Origin of the sequence: Rhizobium sp. OAE497 (assembly GCF_040546565.1) — a bacterium.
In the GTDB taxonomy this organism is placed as follows: Bacteria; Pseudomonadota; Alphaproteobacteria; order Rhizobiales; family Rhizobiaceae; genus Rhizobium.
In genome coordinates this window covers 1,692,575-1,708,920 of sequence record NZ_JBEPOA010000001.1, presented here as the reverse complement: position 1 = coordinate 1,708,920, position 16,346 = coordinate 1,692,575, and the positions used below count along the sequence as shown (strand labels likewise).

Sequence of the window (16,346 nt, the reverse complement as noted above, 5' to 3'; positions counted from 1 at the left end):
TGCGGCCTTTTCGTTATTCACCTGCCGGTGACATTCAGTTCTTGCGCGGCACTTTCGGTACGGCGCTGCCCTTCTTGGGCGCGGACTTGACTTCGGGCTCGGCCGAGGCTTTGGCCTTCTTCGCCGTGACCTTCTTGGCCTTGGTCTTCAGCTCGCCATCGTCGTCATGATCGGCTTCCGGATGGATGGCCTCTGCTTCGGGCTTCGGCTTGATCGGCGCCAGTTCCGAAACGGAATTGAGCACGATGCCGGGTTTGCCGTCTTCCTTCGGACCGACGCTGACGGTGACGACGCCACCCTTCTTCAGCTTGCCGAACAGGATTTCGTTGGCCAGCGGCTTCTTGATAACATCCTGGATGACGCGAGCGAGCGGGCGGGCACCCATCTTCTCGTCGTAACCCTTTTCGGCCAGCCAGGCGATCGCATCCTCGTGCAGGTCGAAGGTCACGTTGCGTTCGGAAAGCTGTGCTTCCAGCTGCATGATGAACTTCTGGACGACCTTGTGGATGACGGCGGTCGGCAGCGAGGCGAACGGAATGATCGCATCGAGACGGTTGCGGAACTCCGGCGTGAACAGGCGGTTCAACGCCTCTTCATCCTCACCGCTGCGCTTCGACGAACCGAAGCCGAAGGCGGCCTTGGCCATTTCGGACGCGCCCGCATTGGTCGTCATGATCAGGATGACGTTGCGGAAGTCGATCTTCTTGCCGTTATGGTCGGTCAGCGTGCCGTGGTCCATCACCTGCAACAGGATGTTGTAGATATCAGGATGCGCCTTCTCGATTTCGTCGAGCAGAACGACGCAATGCGGATGCTGATCGACGCCATCGGTCAGGAGACCGCCCTGGTCGAAGCCGACATAGCCGGGAGGTGCACCGAGCAGACGCGAAACCGTGTGACGCTCCATATACTCAGACATGTCGAAGCGCAGCATCTCGACGCCAAGCGAGGAAGCAAGCTGCTTGGCGACTTCCGTCTTGCCGACGCCCGTCGGGCCGGAAAAAACGTAGGAGCCGATCGGCTTGTTCGGTTCGCGCAGACCGGCACGGGCCAGCTTGATCGCCGTCGACAGGGCTTCGATCGCCGTATCCTGGCCGTAGACCACCGAGCGTAGTTCCTGCTCGAGATTGGCAAGAACGGCTTCGTCATCCTTCGACACGGTCTTCGGCGGAATGCGGGCCATGGTCGCGATGGTCGCTTCGATCTCCTTTTCGGTGATCAGCTTGCGGCGCCGCGACGGCGGCAACAGCATCTGGGCCGCACCGGTTTCGTCGATGACATCGATCGCCTTGTCCGGCAGCTTGCGGTCGGAGATATAGCGGGCCGACAGCTCGACAGCCGACTTGATGGCGTCATTCGAATAACGCAGGTGGTGATACTCTTCGAAGTAAGGCTTCAGGCCCTTCATGATTTCGATCGCATCGTCGATCGACGGCTCGTTGACGTCGATCTTCTGGAAGCGGCGAACCAGAGCCCGGTCCTTTTCGAAGAACTGGCGGTATTCCTTGTAGGTGGTCGAACCGATGCAGCGGATCGCACCCGAAGACAGAGCAGGCTTCAGGAGGTTCGATGCATCCATCGCGCCGCCCGAGGTGGCGCCGGCGCCGATCACCGTATGGATCTCGTCGATGAACAGAACGGCGCCCGGATACTCTTCAAGCTCCTTGACGACCTGCTTCAGGCGCTCTTCGAAGTCACCGCGGTAGCGGGTGCCAGCGAGCAGCGTGCCCATGTCGAGCGAGAAAATGGTGGCGTCAGCGAGCGCTTCCGGAACCTTGCCTTCGACGATGCGCTTGGCGAGGCCTTCGGCAATCGCCGTCTTGCCCACGCCGGGATCACCGACATAGAGCGGATTGTTCTTCGAACGGCGGCACAGGACCTGGATCGTCCGGCTGACTTCGGCGTGGCGGCCGATCAGCGGGTCGATCTTGCCGGTCTTGGCCTTCTCGTTGAGATTGACGCAGTAAGCCTTCAGCGCATCCTGCTGCTTCTTGCCGGCCGCATCGTCCTCGCCGCCGCGCGATGCGCTCGGCTTGCTTTCGGATTCGTCCTCGGCACCGCGCGGGGTGCGGCTTTCCGACGAGCCCGGCCGCTTGCCGATCCCGTGCGAGATGTAGTTGACCGCGTCGTAGCGGGTCATTTCCTGTTCCTGCAGGAAGTATGCGGCATGGCTTTCGCGCTCGGCGAAGATGGCGACGAGCACGTTGGCGCCGGTCACTTCCTCGCGGCCGGAGGATTGGACATGGATGACGGCACGCTGGATGACGCGCTGGAAGCCGGAGGTCGGCTTGGAGTCCTCGTCATATCCGGTGACCAGGTTGGAGAGTTCGTTGTCGATGTACTCGATCAGTGTCTTGCGGAGCGCGTCGAGATCGACGTTGCAGGCACCCATGACCGCGGCCGCATCGGAGTCGTCTACAAGGGCGAGCAGCAGATGCTCGAGCGTGGCATATTCGTGATGCCGCTCGTTGGCAAAGGTCAGTGCCTGATGGAGCGCCTTTTCTAAGCTAGGCGAAAATGTTGGCACGTTGTGATCCTCACTTCTTTTCCATGACGCATTGCAGCGGATGCTGATGCTGCCGGGCAAAGTCCATCACCTGGCTCACCTTGGTCTCCGCTACCTCGTATGTAAATATCCCGCACTCGCCGACGCCGTGGTTATGGACATGCAGCATGATGCGGGTAGCACTTTCGCGATCTTTCTGGAAAAACCGCTCCAGGATGTGGATGACGAATTCCATGGGAGTGTAGTCGTCATTCAGGATGAGCACGCGGTAGAGATTGGGCTTCTTGGTCTTTGGCTTGGTACGTGTAATGACCGAGGTTCCGCGATTTCCGTTGTCCCCGTTCCTTTCGCCATCGTTTTGCATCCGGATCGGCTTTGCGATCATTTTCATTCATTCCTCGATCAGTCCGATGGTGCATGGGAGGATGCTTTACCCACCGAATATCTGAAACACTAACTTAGTTCATAATGCTGCGATTTTAAGCCCCTTGTTCCCGACTGCAATCACAATTCCGCAGGACTTGACGCAAACGCGAAAAAAGTCCCGGACTATTTCTTGAATGCGGCAGAAAACAAAAAAGACCGGCCGCAAGTGCGTAGCCGGTCTTCGTTTTTCAAGGGGTGCGCCCATCAGGCGCATGAAATCAGGCCGCGGCGGGTGTCGCCTGCGCTGCGGCCTTGGCGGCCTTCACGATCGGTGCTGGAACCTGCGCTTCGTAGGGCTTGTAGGCGCCCTTGGCGAGGTCGGAATACATGTCGCCCATCTTGGTGGCTTCGGCAACGAAGCTTTCGTAGGACGATTTCACATAGCTGCTCTGAAGGTCGAAGGCAGCTTCGATGCTGCGAACGCCCGTCAGCGCCTCGAAATGCTTGACTGCGTCTTCAAAGGATTTCTTGGAATATTCCACCGCTTCGGTGGCGATCGCCTGGAAGCCCTTGGCGCTATCCGAATAGCTCTTGAGCATCGTGTCCATGGCTTCCTTGCTCTTGCGGTTCGTCTCGTCAAAGTTGAACATGCACATCCTCCTCTTCGGCTCTGCAGCAAAAAAGGTAGCTGCAAAGCTTCAGGAGTCAAGCGATTTTGTGCAATGCAAAACGACTCATGCGTGCATTCGCGTTCAGAAATACTCCAGCAAAAAAGAGGGACGTACATCCATCATTGATTTTGCAGACATATATCAGCAAGTCGCAACCTGAGGCTTCGCCATTAGCCAGCGAAGCCTCGAAAACACATTTGCGTTTGCCTCCTAGTCGAGCAGATCGGCCGGTACCTTGCCGCCATTCTCGGACAGCCGCTTCATCAGCGCCTTGTGCAGGAACATGTTCATCTTGGCGGAGTCGCCGGTATCACCGGAATAACCAAGCTCGGCTGCCAGCTCCTTGCGCTCGGCAAGGCTGGCATCCATGCCGACCGCCTTCATCAAATCGACGATCGAGCGGCGCCAGTCGAGCTTCTGGCCGCTCTTCTTCACGGCAGCATCGAGGATGGGTACGATATCGACAGGAGCTGCCGCGCTTGGCGCGGGTGCGGAAGGCGCCGGAGATGCTGCGGGCGCTGCAGCCGCAGGGGCGGCCGAAGGCGAAGCGGGAGCCGCCGCAGCGGGCTCGGCCTTCGGCGGCGCAGCGGCCGTTACCGGTGCCGCCTTGGCCTCACCGAAGATCGCATGCTTGATCTTGTCGAAAATACCCATGTCCTCAGCCTCCATTTTGGTTGATCGCATTCGCAATCCCTAAAATGGAGCAGAGGGCCGGTTCATCCAGCGATACCGCCCGGATTGTTTCGGCAAAAACAAACGGGCCGCAGAGCGGCCCGTGATATTCAGCGAATGGCGGCGCTGATCAGAGATCGACGTCGAGGATCGCCATCGAGAAGTTATAGGAGCGGTCGCCGTCTTCGTCATCGATATAGACGACACCCAGGAACTCCTCGCCGAGGTAAACTTCAGCCGAGTCGTTCTTGCGCGGACGCGCCTTCACGACGATTTCCGGATTGAGCGTTTTCTTGAAATAGGCGTCGAGCTTCTTGAGTTCTTCAGGCTTCACACTTGATCTCCTAGCGGTCTCAGTTGGCCGCTTCTTGCACAGGAAAAGCGGCGCTGTAAAGGCTGCCGGCACGCAAGTGCACCGGCTTTCCCCTTGCGTTTGCGGCCCGCTTTTTCAGCCGTTTCTGATATGAGCGGCTCAGATATCGGCGCCGATCACCTGGTCCATTATCCGCGACGGCTCCGAACACCCGGCTTCTCCGACCACCTTCGCCGGCACGCCGGCAACGGTCGTCTTCGGGGGAACGGCCTTCAGCACCACCGAGCCTGCGGCGACGCGCGAGCAATAGCCGATCTCGATATTGCCGAGGATCTTGGCACCCGCACCGATCAGCACGCCGCTACCGATCTTCGGATGGCGGTCTGCGCCTTCCTTGCCGGTACCGCCGAGCGTCACGCCATGCAGGATCGAGACGTTGTCACCGATCACAGCCGTTTCGCCGACCACCAGACCGGTTGCGTGATCGAGGAAGATGCCCTTCCCGATCCGCGCCGCCGGATTGATATCCGTCTGAAATACGCTGGACGAACGGCTCTGCAGATAGAGCGCCAGATCGCGGCGTCCACGGTTGAGGAGCCAATGAGCCAGACGATGGGTCTGCAGCGCGTGAAAACCCTTGAAATAGAGCACGGCTTCCATGAAGCGCAGGCATGCGGGATCGCGGTCGTAGATCGCCTGGATGTCGACACGCAGGATGTCGCTCCATTCCGGCCAGTCGGACAACATCTCGTCAAAAGCCTGACGCAGCAGCGTCGCCTGCATATCGGGATGGTCGAGGCGTTCGCAGATACGGTGGATGACGCATTCTTCCAGCGAGCGGTGATTGATCACCGTCGAATAAAGGAAAGCCGCCAGGACCGGATCCTTCTCGGCAGCAACGCGCGCTTCTTCGCGCAGGCTGTCCCAGATCGGATCCATCACCTTGAGCGAGCTTGCAGCTTCAAGAGGACGAATGTCTGTCTTCGCGACCATTACCGGTCTCCTCATTTCCCTTGGGAAGGTCATTGTATAAAGCAAAACGGCTGTAACATAAATGGGTGCAGCCGCCAGACCTTTTTAGGATGATTTTTCCGTGAAGATCCGCTCAAAAGCGGCATGTCACCGTCAGGCGACTTTCTCGTAAAATTCCAGAACGGCCTTCTTGAACACCCTGTCGCCAACCGCCAGCATGTGGTCGCGGCCCGGGATATCAAGCGCTTCGGCATTCGGCATCAGGGCGGCAAGCTCCTGAGGCGAACCCGCGATGTCGTCCTTTGTTCCGACGCCGATGAGCGTCGCTGCCTCGATCTTGCCCATGTCGGCCCGTGCGACGAGATCGCGCGATCCGCGGATGCACATGGCAAGCGCCTGGCGATCGCTCTTGGTCTGCTCGGCAAACATGCGGAACATGCGGCCGCGATCATGCGTGACGGTATCGACCGAGGGCGCCAGCAGTGCATCGGCGATCGGGTCCCAGTCGCCGACGCCATCGGTCATGCCGATGCCGAGACCGCCGAGCACCAGCGAGCGGACGCGGTGCGGATTGGCAAGTGCTGCGAAGACGGAGATGCGGGCACCCATCGAGTAGCCCATGACATTGGCTTCGGGAATGCCGAGATGATCGAGAAGGGCCATCGAGTCAGCCGCCATGATCCAGGGGCGGTAGGCCTCGGCATCATGCGGCTTGTCGCTTGCGCCGTGACCGCGGTTGTCCATGGCAATGACGCGATAACCGGCATCGCCCAGCGTCTTCAGCCAGCCCGGATGCACCCAGTTGACGCTCGCCGTCGAGGCAAAGCCATGGATCAGCAGGACCGGCGCACCATTCGGATCGCCTTCGTCGAAATAGGCGAGGTTGAGGCCATCATGCGTGAAGCTGGAGAATGCGGGCGTATTCAAGTTCATAAAGGCAGGTTCCTGTTTGCGGCGGACCATATTTTATCGCTGCCGCGAGGTGAACCCCGGCGGGCAAAAAACCATGCCGCTTGCGGCGCTTTGGCTCTACACATTTGCGGCGAAGAAAGATAATGTCCGGCCAAATTTCAAAGCATTCGGAGACAGACATGGCCGGCCACAGCATTCCCCACTTCCAGAACGACGGCGGACACCGCGTGATCGAAGTCGGCGTGAAGGAATTCATGTGCACCGGCGCATCCGTGCCGTTCGACCATCCGCATATCTTCATCGACATGGGCGACGACAACGAGAAGGTCTGCTCCTACTGCTCGACGCTCTACCGCTTCAACGGCGCGCTGAAGTCCAACCAGACGAACCCGGCCGGCTGCGTTTTCCACGTCAAGGCCGCCTGATCATTTCTTCCGGGATCGGATAACAGATGCCGGTCGAACATGCCGCCATTGCGGGCGCTGGAATTGCGGGGCTGACGGCCGCGCTGGCGCTTGCCAGGCACGGTATCGGCTCCGACATTTTCGAGCAGGCAAGCGAGCTTGCCGAAGTCGGCGCCGGACTGCAGCTCTCCCCCAATGCATCGCGAATCCTGCGTGAACTCGGCGTTCTCTCCGAGATCGAGAAGCACTGGCTTGAGCCCGAGATGATCCGGCTCGTCGCCGGCGATACGCTGCGGCCTCTCGCCGCCGTTCCGGCCGGACGTTTTGCGCGCGACCGGTGGGACGCGCCGTATGGCGTGCTGCATCGTGCGACCTTGCAACGGGTTCTGCTCGAAGCCGTGCGCAGCAACCCGCTCTGCCGCCTGCATCTTGGAACACCGTTCGAATCCGCTAGCCTGCCTGCCGGGTTGGTGATCGGCGCCGATGGCGTCTGGTCGAAGATGCGCCAGCATATTCCCGGTGCGCCCTCGCCGCGGTTCTCCGGCAATATCGCCTATCGCTTCACGATTTCTCAGGCGTCGGCGCCTGATTTTCTCGATCGCGACAATGTCGCGGCCTATCTCGGCCCGGCCGCACATCTCGTCTGCTATCCGCTGAAAGAGACCGCGAGCTTCAATCTAGTGGCGATCACCGGCGGCACGGATGACCGGCACCTCTGGGACGGCGGAGCGGAACGTCACCAGCTGGAGATATTGCGATCGCGCTTCAAGGGCTGGCACCCGGGCATCACGTCACTCTTCGGAGACATCGCGCCGACCTTCTGGCCGCTCTACGAGGCGACCGAGGGGCGCTGGCAGAACGGCCGTGACCGCGTGCTGGTCGGCGATGCCGCGCATGCGATGATGCCCTTTGCGGCGCAGGGCGCGGCGATGGCGATCGAGGATGCCTTCGAGCTTGGGGCGATGCTGTCTCGGGAAAGTGCCGAACAGGCCCTGCCCCGCTTCGAAGCGCTGAGGACGGCGCGGATCGCCAGGATACGCAAGCGCGGTGCGTTCAACCGCTTTGCCTATCACGCCCGCGGTCCCATCAGGATCGGGCGTGATATCGTCCTGTCGATGAAGCCGACGCAAAGCCTCGCGGCGGATCTCGACTGGATCTACGGCTACCGGCCGCAGGCCTGATCAGACGGCGTTCGATGCGGCAAAGCCGCGCTCGATGTCGGCCTTGATGTCGGCAACATCTTCGAGACCGATCTGCAGACGGATCAGCGGGCCGCCTTCCGGCGCCTTGGCGATACGGCGGTCGTTCAGGTTGACGTGAACCGCAAGGCACTCGAAACCACCCCAGGACCAGCCGAGGCCGAAGATGCTGAGCGCATCGAGGAAGGCATGCGCCTTCGGCTTGAACTGCTCGGCCGCGCCTGCCTTCAGCACGAAGGAGAAGATACCGCTGGCGCCCTTGAAGTCACGCTTCCAGATGTCGTGCCCCTTGAAGCTCGGCAGGGCCGGATGGAGAACCTTGGCAACCTCCTCGCGGCTTTCCAGCCACTTGGCGATTTCAAGCGCGCTTTCATAATGGCGCTCCAGGCGGATCCCCATGGTGCGCAGTCCGCGCAACACCTGGTAAGCGTCGTCGGGCGCGCCGCAGATACCGAGCGTGATGTTGGCTTCCTTCAGCTGCTCCCAATGCTTGGCATTGGCCGAAACAGTGCCCATCAGGATATCGGAATGACCGGCCGGATACTTGGTCGCGGCGTGGATCGAGATATCGACGCCGAAATCGAGCGGGCGGAAATAGACCGGGGTCGCCCAGGTGTTGTCCATGGCAACGACGGCGCCGTGCTTGTGGGCGATTGCGGCGATGGCCGGGATGTCCTGCATCTCGAAGGTGTTCGAGCCCGGCGCCTCGGTGTGCACCAGCTTGGTATTCGGCTTGAACAGCTGCTCGATTCCCGCGCCGATCGCCGGGTCGTAGTACTCCACCTCAACGCCGAGGCGCGTCAGCATCGTATCGCAGAAATGGCGGGTCGGCGTGTAGACGGAATCAACGATCAGCGCATGATCGCCTGCGGAGAGGAAGGCAAGGAAAGGCACAGTGACGGCGGCAAGGCCCGACGGCACCAGGATCGTTCCGGCAGACCCCTCCAGTGCGTCGATCGCCTCGCAAAGCGCATCCGTCGTCGGCGTGCCGCGGGTTCCATAGGTGTATTTCTGCGCCCGCGTTTCCATCGCCTTGGCATTCGGGAACAGCACGGTCGATGCATGCACGACAGGCGGATTGACGAAGCCGTGATATTCCGAGGGATCGTTGCCGAGATGCGAGAGGCGGGTGTTGATGCCTGCATTCTGCAGGAGACCGTCTTTGTCTTTCATAGTCTGAAATAGCCTTTGGCGAGGGATGCAATGGGCGAGTTTTGGACCTCGGGCAAAGGCGGGTCAACCCCGTAGCCGGAACTGCCCGAAAATTACCCGCATCGTTACTTTCGCAGATATATCAGTGAATTGCGCGGTATTTTTCCGCAAAACACTGCCCAAATACTATCCAACTGCCTATGAGAACGGCGCATTTTGCCAAAATGCCGAATTTTGCCGCATTTATTGTCTGCGACACTTGACCGTCTTGGCATTTGCGACTGTGATAGAACCACTCGCGCCGGGAGGGTGTCGAGAATTGGGGGGAAGGTTTTCTTCGGCCGTCTCCTCCACAAAGAACATAAGACAACAGATAAAAGGTTGGGAAAAATGAAGATTAAGCTCCTGTCCGCCGCCGTCGGCGCAGCAGTTTTCGCTCTTGGCGCCCATGCGGCCTCGGCAACCACTCTTGAAGACGTAAAGGCAAAGGGTTTCGTTCAGTGCGGCGTCAACTCGGGCCTGCTCGGCTTCGCGCAGCCTGACGCTTCCGGCAACTGGGCCGGCTTCGACGTTGATTTCTGCAAGGCCGTCGCTTCCGCCGTCTTCGGCGACCCGACCAAGGTCAAGTACACGCCCCTCTCCGCGAAGGACCGCTTCCCGGCCCTGCAGTCGGGCGAAGTCGACGTTCTCTCGCGTAACACCACCTGGACGATCAACCGCGACACCGCTCTCGGCTTCAACTTCCGTCCGGTCACCTACTACGACGGTCAGGGCTTCATGGTTCGCAAGAGCCTGAACGTGAAGTCGGCTCTCGAACTCTCCGGCGCTGCTGTCTGCGTACAGTCCGGCACGACCACCGAGCTGAACCTCGCCGACTACTTCAAGGCCAACAACCTTCAGTACAACCCGGTCGTTTTCGAAAAGCTCGAAGAAGTCAACGCTGCTTACGACTCCGGCCGTTGCGACGTCTACACGACCGACCAGTCGGGCCTCTACTCGCTGCGTCTGACGCTGAAGAACCCCGACGAGCACATGATCCTTCCGGAGATCATCTCCAAGGAGCCGCTCGGCCCGGCAGTTCGCCAGGGTGACGACCAGTGGTTCGACATCGTTTCCTGGACTGCTTACGCGCTCGTGAATGCTGAAGAGTTCGGCATCACCCAGGCCAACGTCGACGAGATGAAGAACTCGCCGAACCCGGATATCAAGCGCTTCCTCGGCACCGAAGCCGATACCAAGATCGGTACCGACCTCGGCCTGACCAACGAGTGGGCCTACAACGTCATCAAGGGCGTCGGCAACTACAGCGAAGTCTTCGAGCGCAACGTCGGTCAGGGCAGCCCGCTGAAGATCGCGCGTGGCCTCAACGCTCTGTGGAACAAGGGCGGCATCCAGTACGCACCGCCGGTTCGCTAAGCTTTTGACATGAATGCCGGAAAGGCGGGAAACCGCCTTTCCATCTTCCAAGAAAAAAGCCCAAAAACGGGCACATAGGGGATTAGGCTCGGCATGACGCAAGAGGCTGTGCACACGACACCTTTGCCGGAGAGCCGCTGGACGCTCCAGTCGGCACTTTACGACCCCAAGTTAAGGGGCATCTTTTTCCAGGTTCTGACCGTAGTTCTGCTCGTTGGTTTCATAGCGTGGGTCGCTCACAATACGGCGATCAACCTGCAACGCAGCAACACGGCATCTGGCTTCGCATTTCTCAATGGGCGCGCAGGCTTCGAAATCGGCCAGTCGCTGATCTCCTATTCGAGCGATTCGACCTACGGCCGGGCGCTCGTCGTCGGCATCCTGAACACCATTCTCGTTGCCATCACCGGCATCATCACTGCGACGATCATCGGCTTCATCGTCGGCATCGGGCGCCTGTCTCATAACTGGCTGATCGCCAAGCTTTGCACCGTCTATGTCGAGGTGTTCCGCAACATCCCGCCGCTGCTCGTCATCTTCTTCTGGTATTCCGGCGTTCTCGCCGTGCTGCCGCAGCCGCGCGAATCTCTGCACCTGCCCTTCAGCATGTTCCTGAACAACCGCGGCCTCGCCTTCCCGAAGCCGATGTTCGAGGCGGGCATGTGGGTGGTGCTCGCCGCCCTCGTCATCGGCATCATCGCGACCGTGATCACGGCACGCTGGGCGCACAAGCGTCAGGCCGCGACCGGCAAGCAGTTTCACACGATCTGGGTATCGATCGCGCTGATCGCCGGCCTACCGATCCTCGCATTCCTGGTGACCGGCCTGCCGATCTCCTTCGACGTGCCAGTGGCCGGCAAGTTCAACCTGACCGGCGGCTCCGTCGTCGGCCCGGAATTCATGTCGCTGTTTTTGGCATTGTCCTTCTACACCGCCGCCTTCATCGCCGAGATCGTGCGTGCCGGTATCCGCGGCGTGCCGAAGGGCCAGTCGGAGGCAGCCGGTGCACTCGGCCTGCATCCGTCCTCGGTCACCCGCCTCGTCGTCGTGCCGCAGGCCTTCCGCATCATCATTCCGCCGCTCACCAGCCAGTATCTGAACCTGACCAAGAATTCGTCGCTGGCAATCGCCGTCGGCTTCTCGGATCTCGTTGCCGTCGGAGGGACGACGCTCAACCAGACCGGCCAGTCGATCGAGGTCGTCGTCGTCTGGATCGTCGTCTATCTCGGGCTCAGCGTGCTCACCTCGCTGTTCATGAACTGGTTCAACGCCAAGATGGCACTGGTGGAGAGATAAGATGTCCGGCTCGAACATTTCTTTCGTCCGCAATGCCATGCTGGAGCCAGAACCGGCTCCGGCAAGCCAGCGCGGCGCAATCGCCTGGATCAGGCGCAACCTGCTCGCAACACCGAAAGACATCGTGCTGACGGTAATTGCGATCGCAGCACTCGCCTGGGTGCTGCCACACATGATCAACTGGCTGTTCATCCAGGCCGTCTGGACCGGCACCGACCGCACCTTCTGCGCCACGACAGTCCAGGGCGGCACGCAGCCGGATGGATGGAGCGGCGCCTGCTGGGCCTTCGTCAACGCCAAGCTCGATCAGTTCGTCTATGGCCGCTATACGCTCGACGAGCGCTGGCGCCCGACGCTGGTGTTCATCATGTTCGCAGCGCTGCTGACGCCGATGCTGATCCCGTCGATGCCGCGCAAGGGCCTGAACGCGCTGCTGCTGTTCGTTGCCTTGCCGCTCGTGTCGATCTGGCTGCTTTACGGCGGCTTCGGTCTCGAGATCGTCGAGACGCCGCTCTGGGGCGGCCTCTTGGTGACGCTCGTCGTCTCCTTCGTCGGTATCGCCGTGTCGCTGCCCTTCGGCATCATCCTGGCGCTCGGACGGCGTTCGCAGATGCCGGTCGTCAAGATGGTCTGCGTCATCTTCATCGAGGTCATCCGCGGCATTCCGCTGATCACCGTTCTGTTCATGGCGAGCGTCATGCTGCCGCTGTTCCTGCCGCAGGGCTGGAATGTCGACAAGCTGATCCGCGCCGTCATCGGCGTATCGATCTTCGCGTCCGCCTATATGGCCGAAGTCATCCGCGGCGGCCTGCAGGCCATTGCGAAGGGTCAATATGAGGGCGCCGATTCACTCGGCCTCGGCTATTGGCAGAAGATGCGGCTGATCATTTTGCCGCAGGCGATCAAGCTCGTCATCCCTGGCATCGTCAACACGTTCATTGGTATGTTCAAGGACACGTCGCTGGTGTCGATCATCAGCATGTTCGACCTGCTCGGCATCGTTCGCCTGAACTTCTCCGACGGCAACTGGGCCTCGGCGGTCACACCGTTGACAGGATTGATCTTTGCTGGCTTCGTCTTCTGGATTTTCTGCTTCGGCATGTCGCGCTATTCGGTGTTCATGGAACGCCATCTCGACACCGGCCACAAACGATAAGAATTGAGGGTAACAACTATGGCTGAAGCTAAAAAGCTCACCGTCTCCGCGACCGAGGTCGCCGTCGAAATCACCAACATGAACAAGTGGTATGGCGACTTCCACGTTCTGCGCGACATCAATCTGAAGGTCATGAAGGGCGAGCGCATCGTCATCGCCGGCCCGTCGGGCTCCGGCAAGTCGACGATGATCCGCTGCATCAACCGTCTGGAAGAGCATCAGAAGGGCCAGATCGTCGTCGACGGTACCGAGCTCACCAACGACCTGAAAAAGATCGACGAAGTGCGCCGCGAAGTCGGCATGGTGTTCCAGCACTTCAACCTCTTCCCGCACCTGACCATCCTGGAAAACTGCACGCTGGCGCCGATCTGGGTGCGCAAGATGCCGAAGAAGCAGGCCGAGGAAGTCGCCATGCACTTCCTCAAGCGCGTCAAGATCCCGGAACAGGCCAACAAGTATCCGGGCCAGCTCTCCGGCGGTCAGCAGCAGCGCGTGGCAATTGCCCGCTCGCTGTGCATGAACCCCAAGATCATGCTGTTCGATGAGCCGACCTCGGCTCTCGACCCTGAAATGATCAAGGAAGTGCTCGACACCATGGTCGGTCTCGCCGAAGAAGGCATGACTATGCTCTGCGTCACCCACGAAATGGGCTTCGCCCGCCAGGTCGCCAACCGAGTCATCTTCATGGACCAGGGCCAGATCGTCGAACAGAATTCGCCCGCCGAATTCTTCGACAATCCCCAGCACGAGCGCACCAAGCTCTTCCTCAGCCAGATCCTGCACTGAGGCTCAGCCAATTCCAGGAAAAGCCGCCGGATCGCTCCGGCGGCTTTTTTTGTTTGAGCGGGATATCCGTCAGCGGGATGCCAGCGTGCGCAGCATCTTGCAGAGACCGGCGAGACCCGAGTCATAACCGCCCGCTGCCACGTCGCGGCAGCGCACCAGCATCTTCTTCTGGTCGCTCGGATCCATCCTGCTGAACTCGCGCGCCACGGCACCGGGCGTGATATTGGCACCATTGCCGTTGCTGCCGGTGGCGCTGCCGCCGATCCCGAGACCGAGGGTGGCTCCGACGCTGTTGCTGTTGCCGACGTCGGCGCCGACATTGGCGTTGATGCCGCTGCGGCCACCGACGGAAGCAGTGACATCGGCATCGAGCAGCTGGCTGCCGCCTGCCGTTGCACCCACCTTGGCATTGACGCCGTTGCTGCCACCGGCAGAGACATCTGCATTGATATCGGCGAGCTTGCTGCTGCTCAGCGCATTGGCGCCGACCTTGGCCTTGACGCCATCGCTGCCGCCGACCGTTGCGTCGACATCGGCATCGACGAGGCCTTTCGAGCCGCCGACCGTGGCATTCGTATTGGCGTTGATGCCCTTCGAACCGCCGACGGATGCTCCGACATTGGCGCCGAGGCCGCCGGAACTGCCTGATGACACGCCGACGCTGGCATTCACACCATTGCTGCCGCCGATCGAGATATCAAGCGCGTGAGCAGCGCCGAGCGGCATGACGAAAATCGAGCAGGCGGTTGCGAGAACGGCAAGCCGGGTCCTGGAATAAGCGTAAGTCATTGTACTCCTCCGTTTTCCAAATGCCGGATTTGGCCGGCAGCCGAAAATCGAGGGAACGCGCGAACCATCGATCGAGTGGACCCGGCCATTGCAGCCAAGCCCATGGACAGCGAACGTAAGAATATTAGAATTGTTTCACGCAACCAAACCTCTAGGTTAGCGCGAAGAAAAGATCGAAGCCGGCCGCTCCGAAACGGGACACTTTCTCGTCATCAGCGGGCCGTTTGCGAATCGGCGCGCTTCCGGGCCATAGAAAAAAGACTGCGAAATCCTAGTTCTAAGATGCAGCCTTGCCGTTGATGGAGCACTCCGATGAAACTTACCCTTGCCTCAGTTCTGATTGCTGCAGCACTGCTCTCCGGATGCAATACCGCGGGCGGCGATATCTCCGGCCCCGGCCTGGCGCCGATCCCGGGAAGCATCACCTACAACGGCCAGCCGCGCACGAAGCTGACGAAGTCGCCGATCGGCTCCTACTTCCCGCATACATTCGTGGATGCGCGCGGCCGCGAGGTCGAGGAAACCTATATCATCCGCCCGGATCGCAGCCTGATGATCGCCAACCGCGTCTACCGGCCGATCTTCCGCTGGAACGATTGATCCGCCCACATGGAGCGGCTTGCAGCTGCCATCATTGCTCTGACCGCCTGGACTGGCCTTGCCATCCAGCTCGATGCCAGTATCGCGGTTTCCGGTTCGGCAACTGAAGCCATATGGGTGATGGTGCGTTACTTCACGATCCTGACCAATCTCGCCGTCGCGCTTGTCATGACGGCCGCAGCCTTCGATCTCAAACGGATCGCCACGCCGCTCGCTCTCGGCGGCGTCACGACGAGCATCATCCTTGTCGGCGTGGTGTTTGCGCTGCTGCTGCGCGGCATGGTGGAGCTCAGCGGCGGGGCGGCCGTGGCCGATGCCCTCAATCACCGCGTCACGCCGCTGCTGATGACCGTCTATTGGCTGATTGCGGTGCGCAAGCGCGCCCTGCCCTCCGCCGCCCCGCTGCTCTGGACACTGCCGCCGCTCGTCTATTTTCCCTATGCGATGATCCGCGGGCGGATCGAGGGGATCTATGCCTACCCCTTCCTAGATATCCACAGCATCGGCTGGGGCGGCGTGCTCCTCCACGCGCTGGCGATGGGTGCCGGCCTGCTGCTGCTCGGCTACGCCATGCTCGCCGTCAACAGGCAGGCGCGTCGCGCGCTCTAGATGCCCTGCTGGAACAAATAAGCGTGAAAGCCATTCTCCTTTCCACGAGAAGAGGAGTAGAGACAATGACATACGATCCGAACAACCTGAATGATCCGAATCGCCCGCTCAATCCGACGAACGGTCCGGACTTCCGCACCACGCCCGTGGGCGCCCGCAAATCCAGCTCCTGGGTCGGCTGGGTCGCAGCCATCGCGGTGATCGCCGTTGCCGCCTTCGCCTATATGGAATGGAACGGCACGCCCGATACCGACCCGCAGACGACGGCTTCGACCAAGAGCGAACCGGCAGCTCCGGCTCCCGCACCGGCAACGCCGATGGCCCCGGCCGACAACAATGCCGCCCCTGCCCCGGCAACCCCGCCGGCACCGGGTGGTGGCGCCACGCAGCAGTAATCTGATCGAAGGCCCGGTGTTCGCACCGGGCCTTCTTCCTTAATACGGTGCAAGCCCGTTAAGCTTACCCGCTAACCCTGATGAAAAGAACGCATTGCCCGCCCGCCCGGCCGGGTCTATCGAATGCCTCAC

18 protein-coding genes are annotated in these 16,346 nt (G+C 60.6%); 9 read left to right on the top strand and 9 right to left on the bottom strand.

Annotated elements, in window-relative coordinates:
- Nucleotides 1–34: 34 nt before the first annotated feature.
- The 7 genes from clpA to ABIE40_RS08835 form a co-directional block, all read right to left on the bottom strand.
- Nucleotides 35–2,527, bottom strand: a complete 2,493-nt coding sequence (gene clpA, locus ABIE40_RS08865; protein WP_112711709.1) for an ATP-dependent Clp protease ATP-binding subunit ClpA — start codon at nucleotides 2,525–2,527, stop codon at nucleotides 35–37.
- A 10-nt stretch (nucleotides 2,528–2,537) separates the two neighbouring features.
- Nucleotides 2,538–2,891 carry an ATP-dependent Clp protease adapter ClpS gene (gene clpS, locus ABIE40_RS08860; RefSeq protein WP_112388172.1) on the bottom strand — a complete coding sequence of 118 codons (354 nt, stop codon included), beginning with the start codon at nucleotides 2,889–2,891 and terminating at the stop codon, nucleotides 2,538–2,540.
- A 259-nt stretch (nucleotides 2,892–3,150) separates the two neighbouring features.
- Nucleotides 3,151–3,522 carry a phasin family protein gene (locus tag ABIE40_RS08855; RefSeq protein ID WP_112711707.1) on the bottom strand — a complete coding sequence of 124 codons (372 nt, stop codon included), beginning with the start codon at nucleotides 3,520–3,522 and terminating at the stop codon, nucleotides 3,151–3,153.
- Nucleotides 3,523–3,753: 231 nt separating this feature from the next.
- Nucleotides 3,754–4,197, bottom strand: a complete 444-nt coding sequence (locus ABIE40_RS08850; RefSeq protein ID WP_199629344.1) for a DUF3597 domain-containing protein — start codon at nucleotides 4,195–4,197, stop codon at nucleotides 3,754–3,756.
- 148 nt (nucleotides 4,198–4,345) lie between these two features.
- Complete coding sequence (locus tag ABIE40_RS08845; RefSeq protein WP_112388095.1) at nucleotides 4,346–4,549, bottom strand: DUF3126 family protein; 204 nt, start codon at nucleotides 4,547–4,549, stop codon at nucleotides 4,346–4,348.
- A 138-nt stretch (nucleotides 4,550–4,687) separates the two neighbouring features.
- Nucleotides 4,688–5,521, bottom strand: coding sequence for a serine O-acetyltransferase (gene cysE / locus ABIE40_RS08840; RefSeq protein ID WP_112711703.1), 834 nt, complete (start codon nucleotides 5,519–5,521; stop codon nucleotides 4,688–4,690).
- A gap of 132 nt (nucleotides 5,522–5,653) precedes the next feature.
- Entirely contained in the window at nucleotides 5,654–6,433 is a 780-nt protein-coding gene (locus ABIE40_RS08835; RefSeq protein ID WP_199629345.1) for an alpha/beta fold hydrolase, read from the bottom strand.
- 158 nt (nucleotides 6,434–6,591) lie between these two features.
- Between ABIE40_RS08835 and ABIE40_RS08830 the strand changes: the two genes are divergently transcribed.
- Together ABIE40_RS08830 and ABIE40_RS08825 are read left to right on the top strand one after the other, a co-directional pair.
- Nucleotides 6,592–6,837, top strand: a complete 246-nt coding sequence (locus tag ABIE40_RS08830) for a zinc-finger domain-containing protein (RefSeq protein ID WP_112711699.1) — start codon at nucleotides 6,592–6,594, stop codon at nucleotides 6,835–6,837.
- A 26-nt stretch (nucleotides 6,838–6,863) separates the two neighbouring features.
- On the top strand, nucleotides 6,864–7,997 hold the full coding sequence (locus tag ABIE40_RS08825; RefSeq protein ID WP_199629346.1) for an FAD-dependent monooxygenase: 1,134 nt from the start codon (nucleotides 6,864–6,866) through the stop codon (nucleotides 7,995–7,997).
- Here ABIE40_RS08825 and ABIE40_RS08820 read toward each other — a convergent pair whose 3' ends face one another.
- Entirely contained in the window at nucleotides 7,998–9,188 is a 1,191-nt protein-coding gene (locus tag ABIE40_RS08820) for a cystathionine beta-lyase (RefSeq protein WP_199629347.1), read from the bottom strand.
- A gap of 369 nt (nucleotides 9,189–9,557) precedes the next feature.
- Here ABIE40_RS08820 and ABIE40_RS08815 point away from each other — a divergent pair, with 369 nt between their 5' ends.
- From ABIE40_RS08815 to ABIE40_RS08800, 4 genes are all read left to right on the top strand, one after another.
- The gene (locus ABIE40_RS08815) at nucleotides 9,558–10,583 is read left to right on the top strand and encodes an amino acid ABC transporter substrate-binding protein (RefSeq protein ID WP_112711693.1); all 1,026 of its coding nucleotides are present in this window, start codon (nucleotides 9,558–9,560) and stop codon (nucleotides 10,581–10,583) included.
- A gap of 93 nt (nucleotides 10,584–10,676) precedes the next feature.
- Nucleotides 10,677–11,879, top strand: a complete 1,203-nt coding sequence (locus ABIE40_RS08810; RefSeq protein ID WP_112711691.1) for an amino acid ABC transporter permease — start codon at nucleotides 10,677–10,679, stop codon at nucleotides 11,877–11,879.
- 1 nt (nucleotide 11,880) lies between these two features.
- Nucleotides 11,881–13,035: an amino acid ABC transporter permease gene (locus ABIE40_RS08805; RefSeq protein ID WP_199629348.1), complete on the top strand. Its 1,155-nt coding sequence runs from the start codon at nucleotides 11,881–11,883 to the stop codon at nucleotides 13,033–13,035.
- Nucleotides 13,036–13,053: 18 nt separating this feature from the next.
- Nucleotides 13,054–13,821 carry an amino acid ABC transporter ATP-binding protein gene (locus ABIE40_RS08800; RefSeq protein WP_112711687.1) on the top strand — a complete coding sequence of 256 codons (768 nt, stop codon included), beginning with the start codon at nucleotides 13,054–13,056 and terminating at the stop codon, nucleotides 13,819–13,821.
- A 69-nt stretch (nucleotides 13,822–13,890) separates the two neighbouring features.
- Here the strand turns inward: ABIE40_RS08800 and ABIE40_RS08795 are convergent, their stop codons facing one another.
- A complete protein-coding gene (locus ABIE40_RS08795; protein WP_199629349.1) occupies nucleotides 13,891–14,610 on the bottom strand; it encodes a hypothetical protein in 720 nt (239 codons plus the stop codon).
- Nucleotides 14,611–14,922: 312 nt separating this feature from the next.
- On the opposite strand from ABIE40_RS08795, the gene ABIE40_RS08790 reads away from it, so the two are divergent.
- From ABIE40_RS08790 to ABIE40_RS08780, 3 genes are all read left to right on the top strand, one after another.
- Nucleotides 14,923–15,210 carry a hypothetical protein gene (locus ABIE40_RS08790; RefSeq protein WP_130278404.1) on the top strand — a complete coding sequence of 96 codons (288 nt, stop codon included), beginning with the start codon at nucleotides 14,923–14,925 and terminating at the stop codon, nucleotides 15,208–15,210.
- Nucleotides 15,211–15,219: 9 nt separating this feature from the next.
- Nucleotides 15,220–15,819, top strand: coding sequence for a Pr6Pr family membrane protein (locus tag ABIE40_RS08785; RefSeq protein WP_199629350.1), 600 nt, complete (start codon nucleotides 15,220–15,222; stop codon nucleotides 15,817–15,819).
- A 65-nt stretch (nucleotides 15,820–15,884) separates the two neighbouring features.
- Nucleotides 15,885–16,214 (top strand): hypothetical protein, encoded by a 330-nt coding sequence (locus tag ABIE40_RS08780; protein WP_112711679.1) that lies wholly within the window; start codon nucleotides 15,885–15,887, stop codon nucleotides 16,212–16,214.
- The last annotated feature ends 132 nt before the right edge of the window (nucleotides 16,215–16,346 follow it).

What these genes read in the sequence shown, in the direction of transcription:
- ABIE40_RS08780 (WP_112711679.1), top strand. Translation starts at nt 15,885, where the DNA reads ATGACATACGATCCGAACAACCTGAATGATCCGAATCGCCCGCTCAAT.
- ABIE40_RS08800 (WP_112711687.1), top strand. Translation starts at nt 13,054, where the DNA reads ATGGCTGAAGCTAAAAAGCTCACCGTCTCCGCGACCGAGGTCGCCGTC.
- ABIE40_RS08785 (WP_199629350.1), top strand. Translation starts at nt 15,220, where the DNA reads ATGGAGCGGCTTGCAGCTGCCATCATTGCTCTGACCGCCTGGACTGGC.
- cysE (WP_112711703.1), bottom strand. Translation starts at nt 5,521, where the DNA reads ATGGTCGCGAAGACAGACATTCGTCCTCTTGAAGCTGCAAGCTCGCTC.
- ABIE40_RS08855 (WP_112711707.1), bottom strand. Translation starts at nt 3,522, where the DNA reads ATGTTCAACTTTGACGAGACGAACCGCAAGAGCAAGGAAGCCATGGAC.
- ABIE40_RS08850 (WP_199629344.1), bottom strand. Translation starts at nt 4,197, where the DNA reads ATGGGTATTTTCGACAAGATCAAGCATGCGATCTTCGGTGAGGCCAAG.
- ABIE40_RS08830 (WP_112711699.1), top strand. Translation starts at nt 6,592, where the DNA reads ATGGCCGGCCACAGCATTCCCCACTTCCAGAACGACGGCGGACACCGC.
- clpS (WP_112388172.1), bottom strand. Translation starts at nt 2,891, where the DNA reads ATGATCGCAAAGCCGATCCGGATGCAAAACGATGGCGAAAGGAACGGG.
- ABIE40_RS08825 (WP_199629346.1), top strand. Translation starts at nt 6,864, where the DNA reads ATGCCGGTCGAACATGCCGCCATTGCGGGCGCTGGAATTGCGGGGCTG.
- ABIE40_RS08805 (WP_199629348.1), top strand. Translation starts at nt 11,881, where the DNA reads ATGTCCGGCTCGAACATTTCTTTCGTCCGCAATGCCATGCTGGAGCCA.
- ABIE40_RS08815 (WP_112711693.1), top strand. Translation starts at nt 9,558, where the DNA reads ATGAAGATTAAGCTCCTGTCCGCCGCCGTCGGCGCAGCAGTTTTCGCT.
- ABIE40_RS08795 (WP_199629349.1), bottom strand. Translation starts at nt 14,610, where the DNA reads ATGACTTACGCTTATTCCAGGACCCGGCTTGCCGTTCTCGCAACCGCC.
- ABIE40_RS08790 (WP_130278404.1), top strand. Translation starts at nt 14,923, where the DNA reads ATGAAACTTACCCTTGCCTCAGTTCTGATTGCTGCAGCACTGCTCTCC.
- ABIE40_RS08835 (WP_199629345.1), bottom strand. Translation starts at nt 6,433, where the DNA reads ATGAACTTGAATACGCCCGCATTCTCCAGCTTCACGCATGATGGCCTC.
- ABIE40_RS08820 (WP_199629347.1), bottom strand. Translation starts at nt 9,188, where the DNA reads ATGAAAGACAAAGACGGTCTCCTGCAGAATGCAGGCATCAACACCCGC.
- ABIE40_RS08810 (WP_112711691.1), top strand. Translation starts at nt 10,677, where the DNA reads ATGACGCAAGAGGCTGTGCACACGACACCTTTGCCGGAGAGCCGCTGG.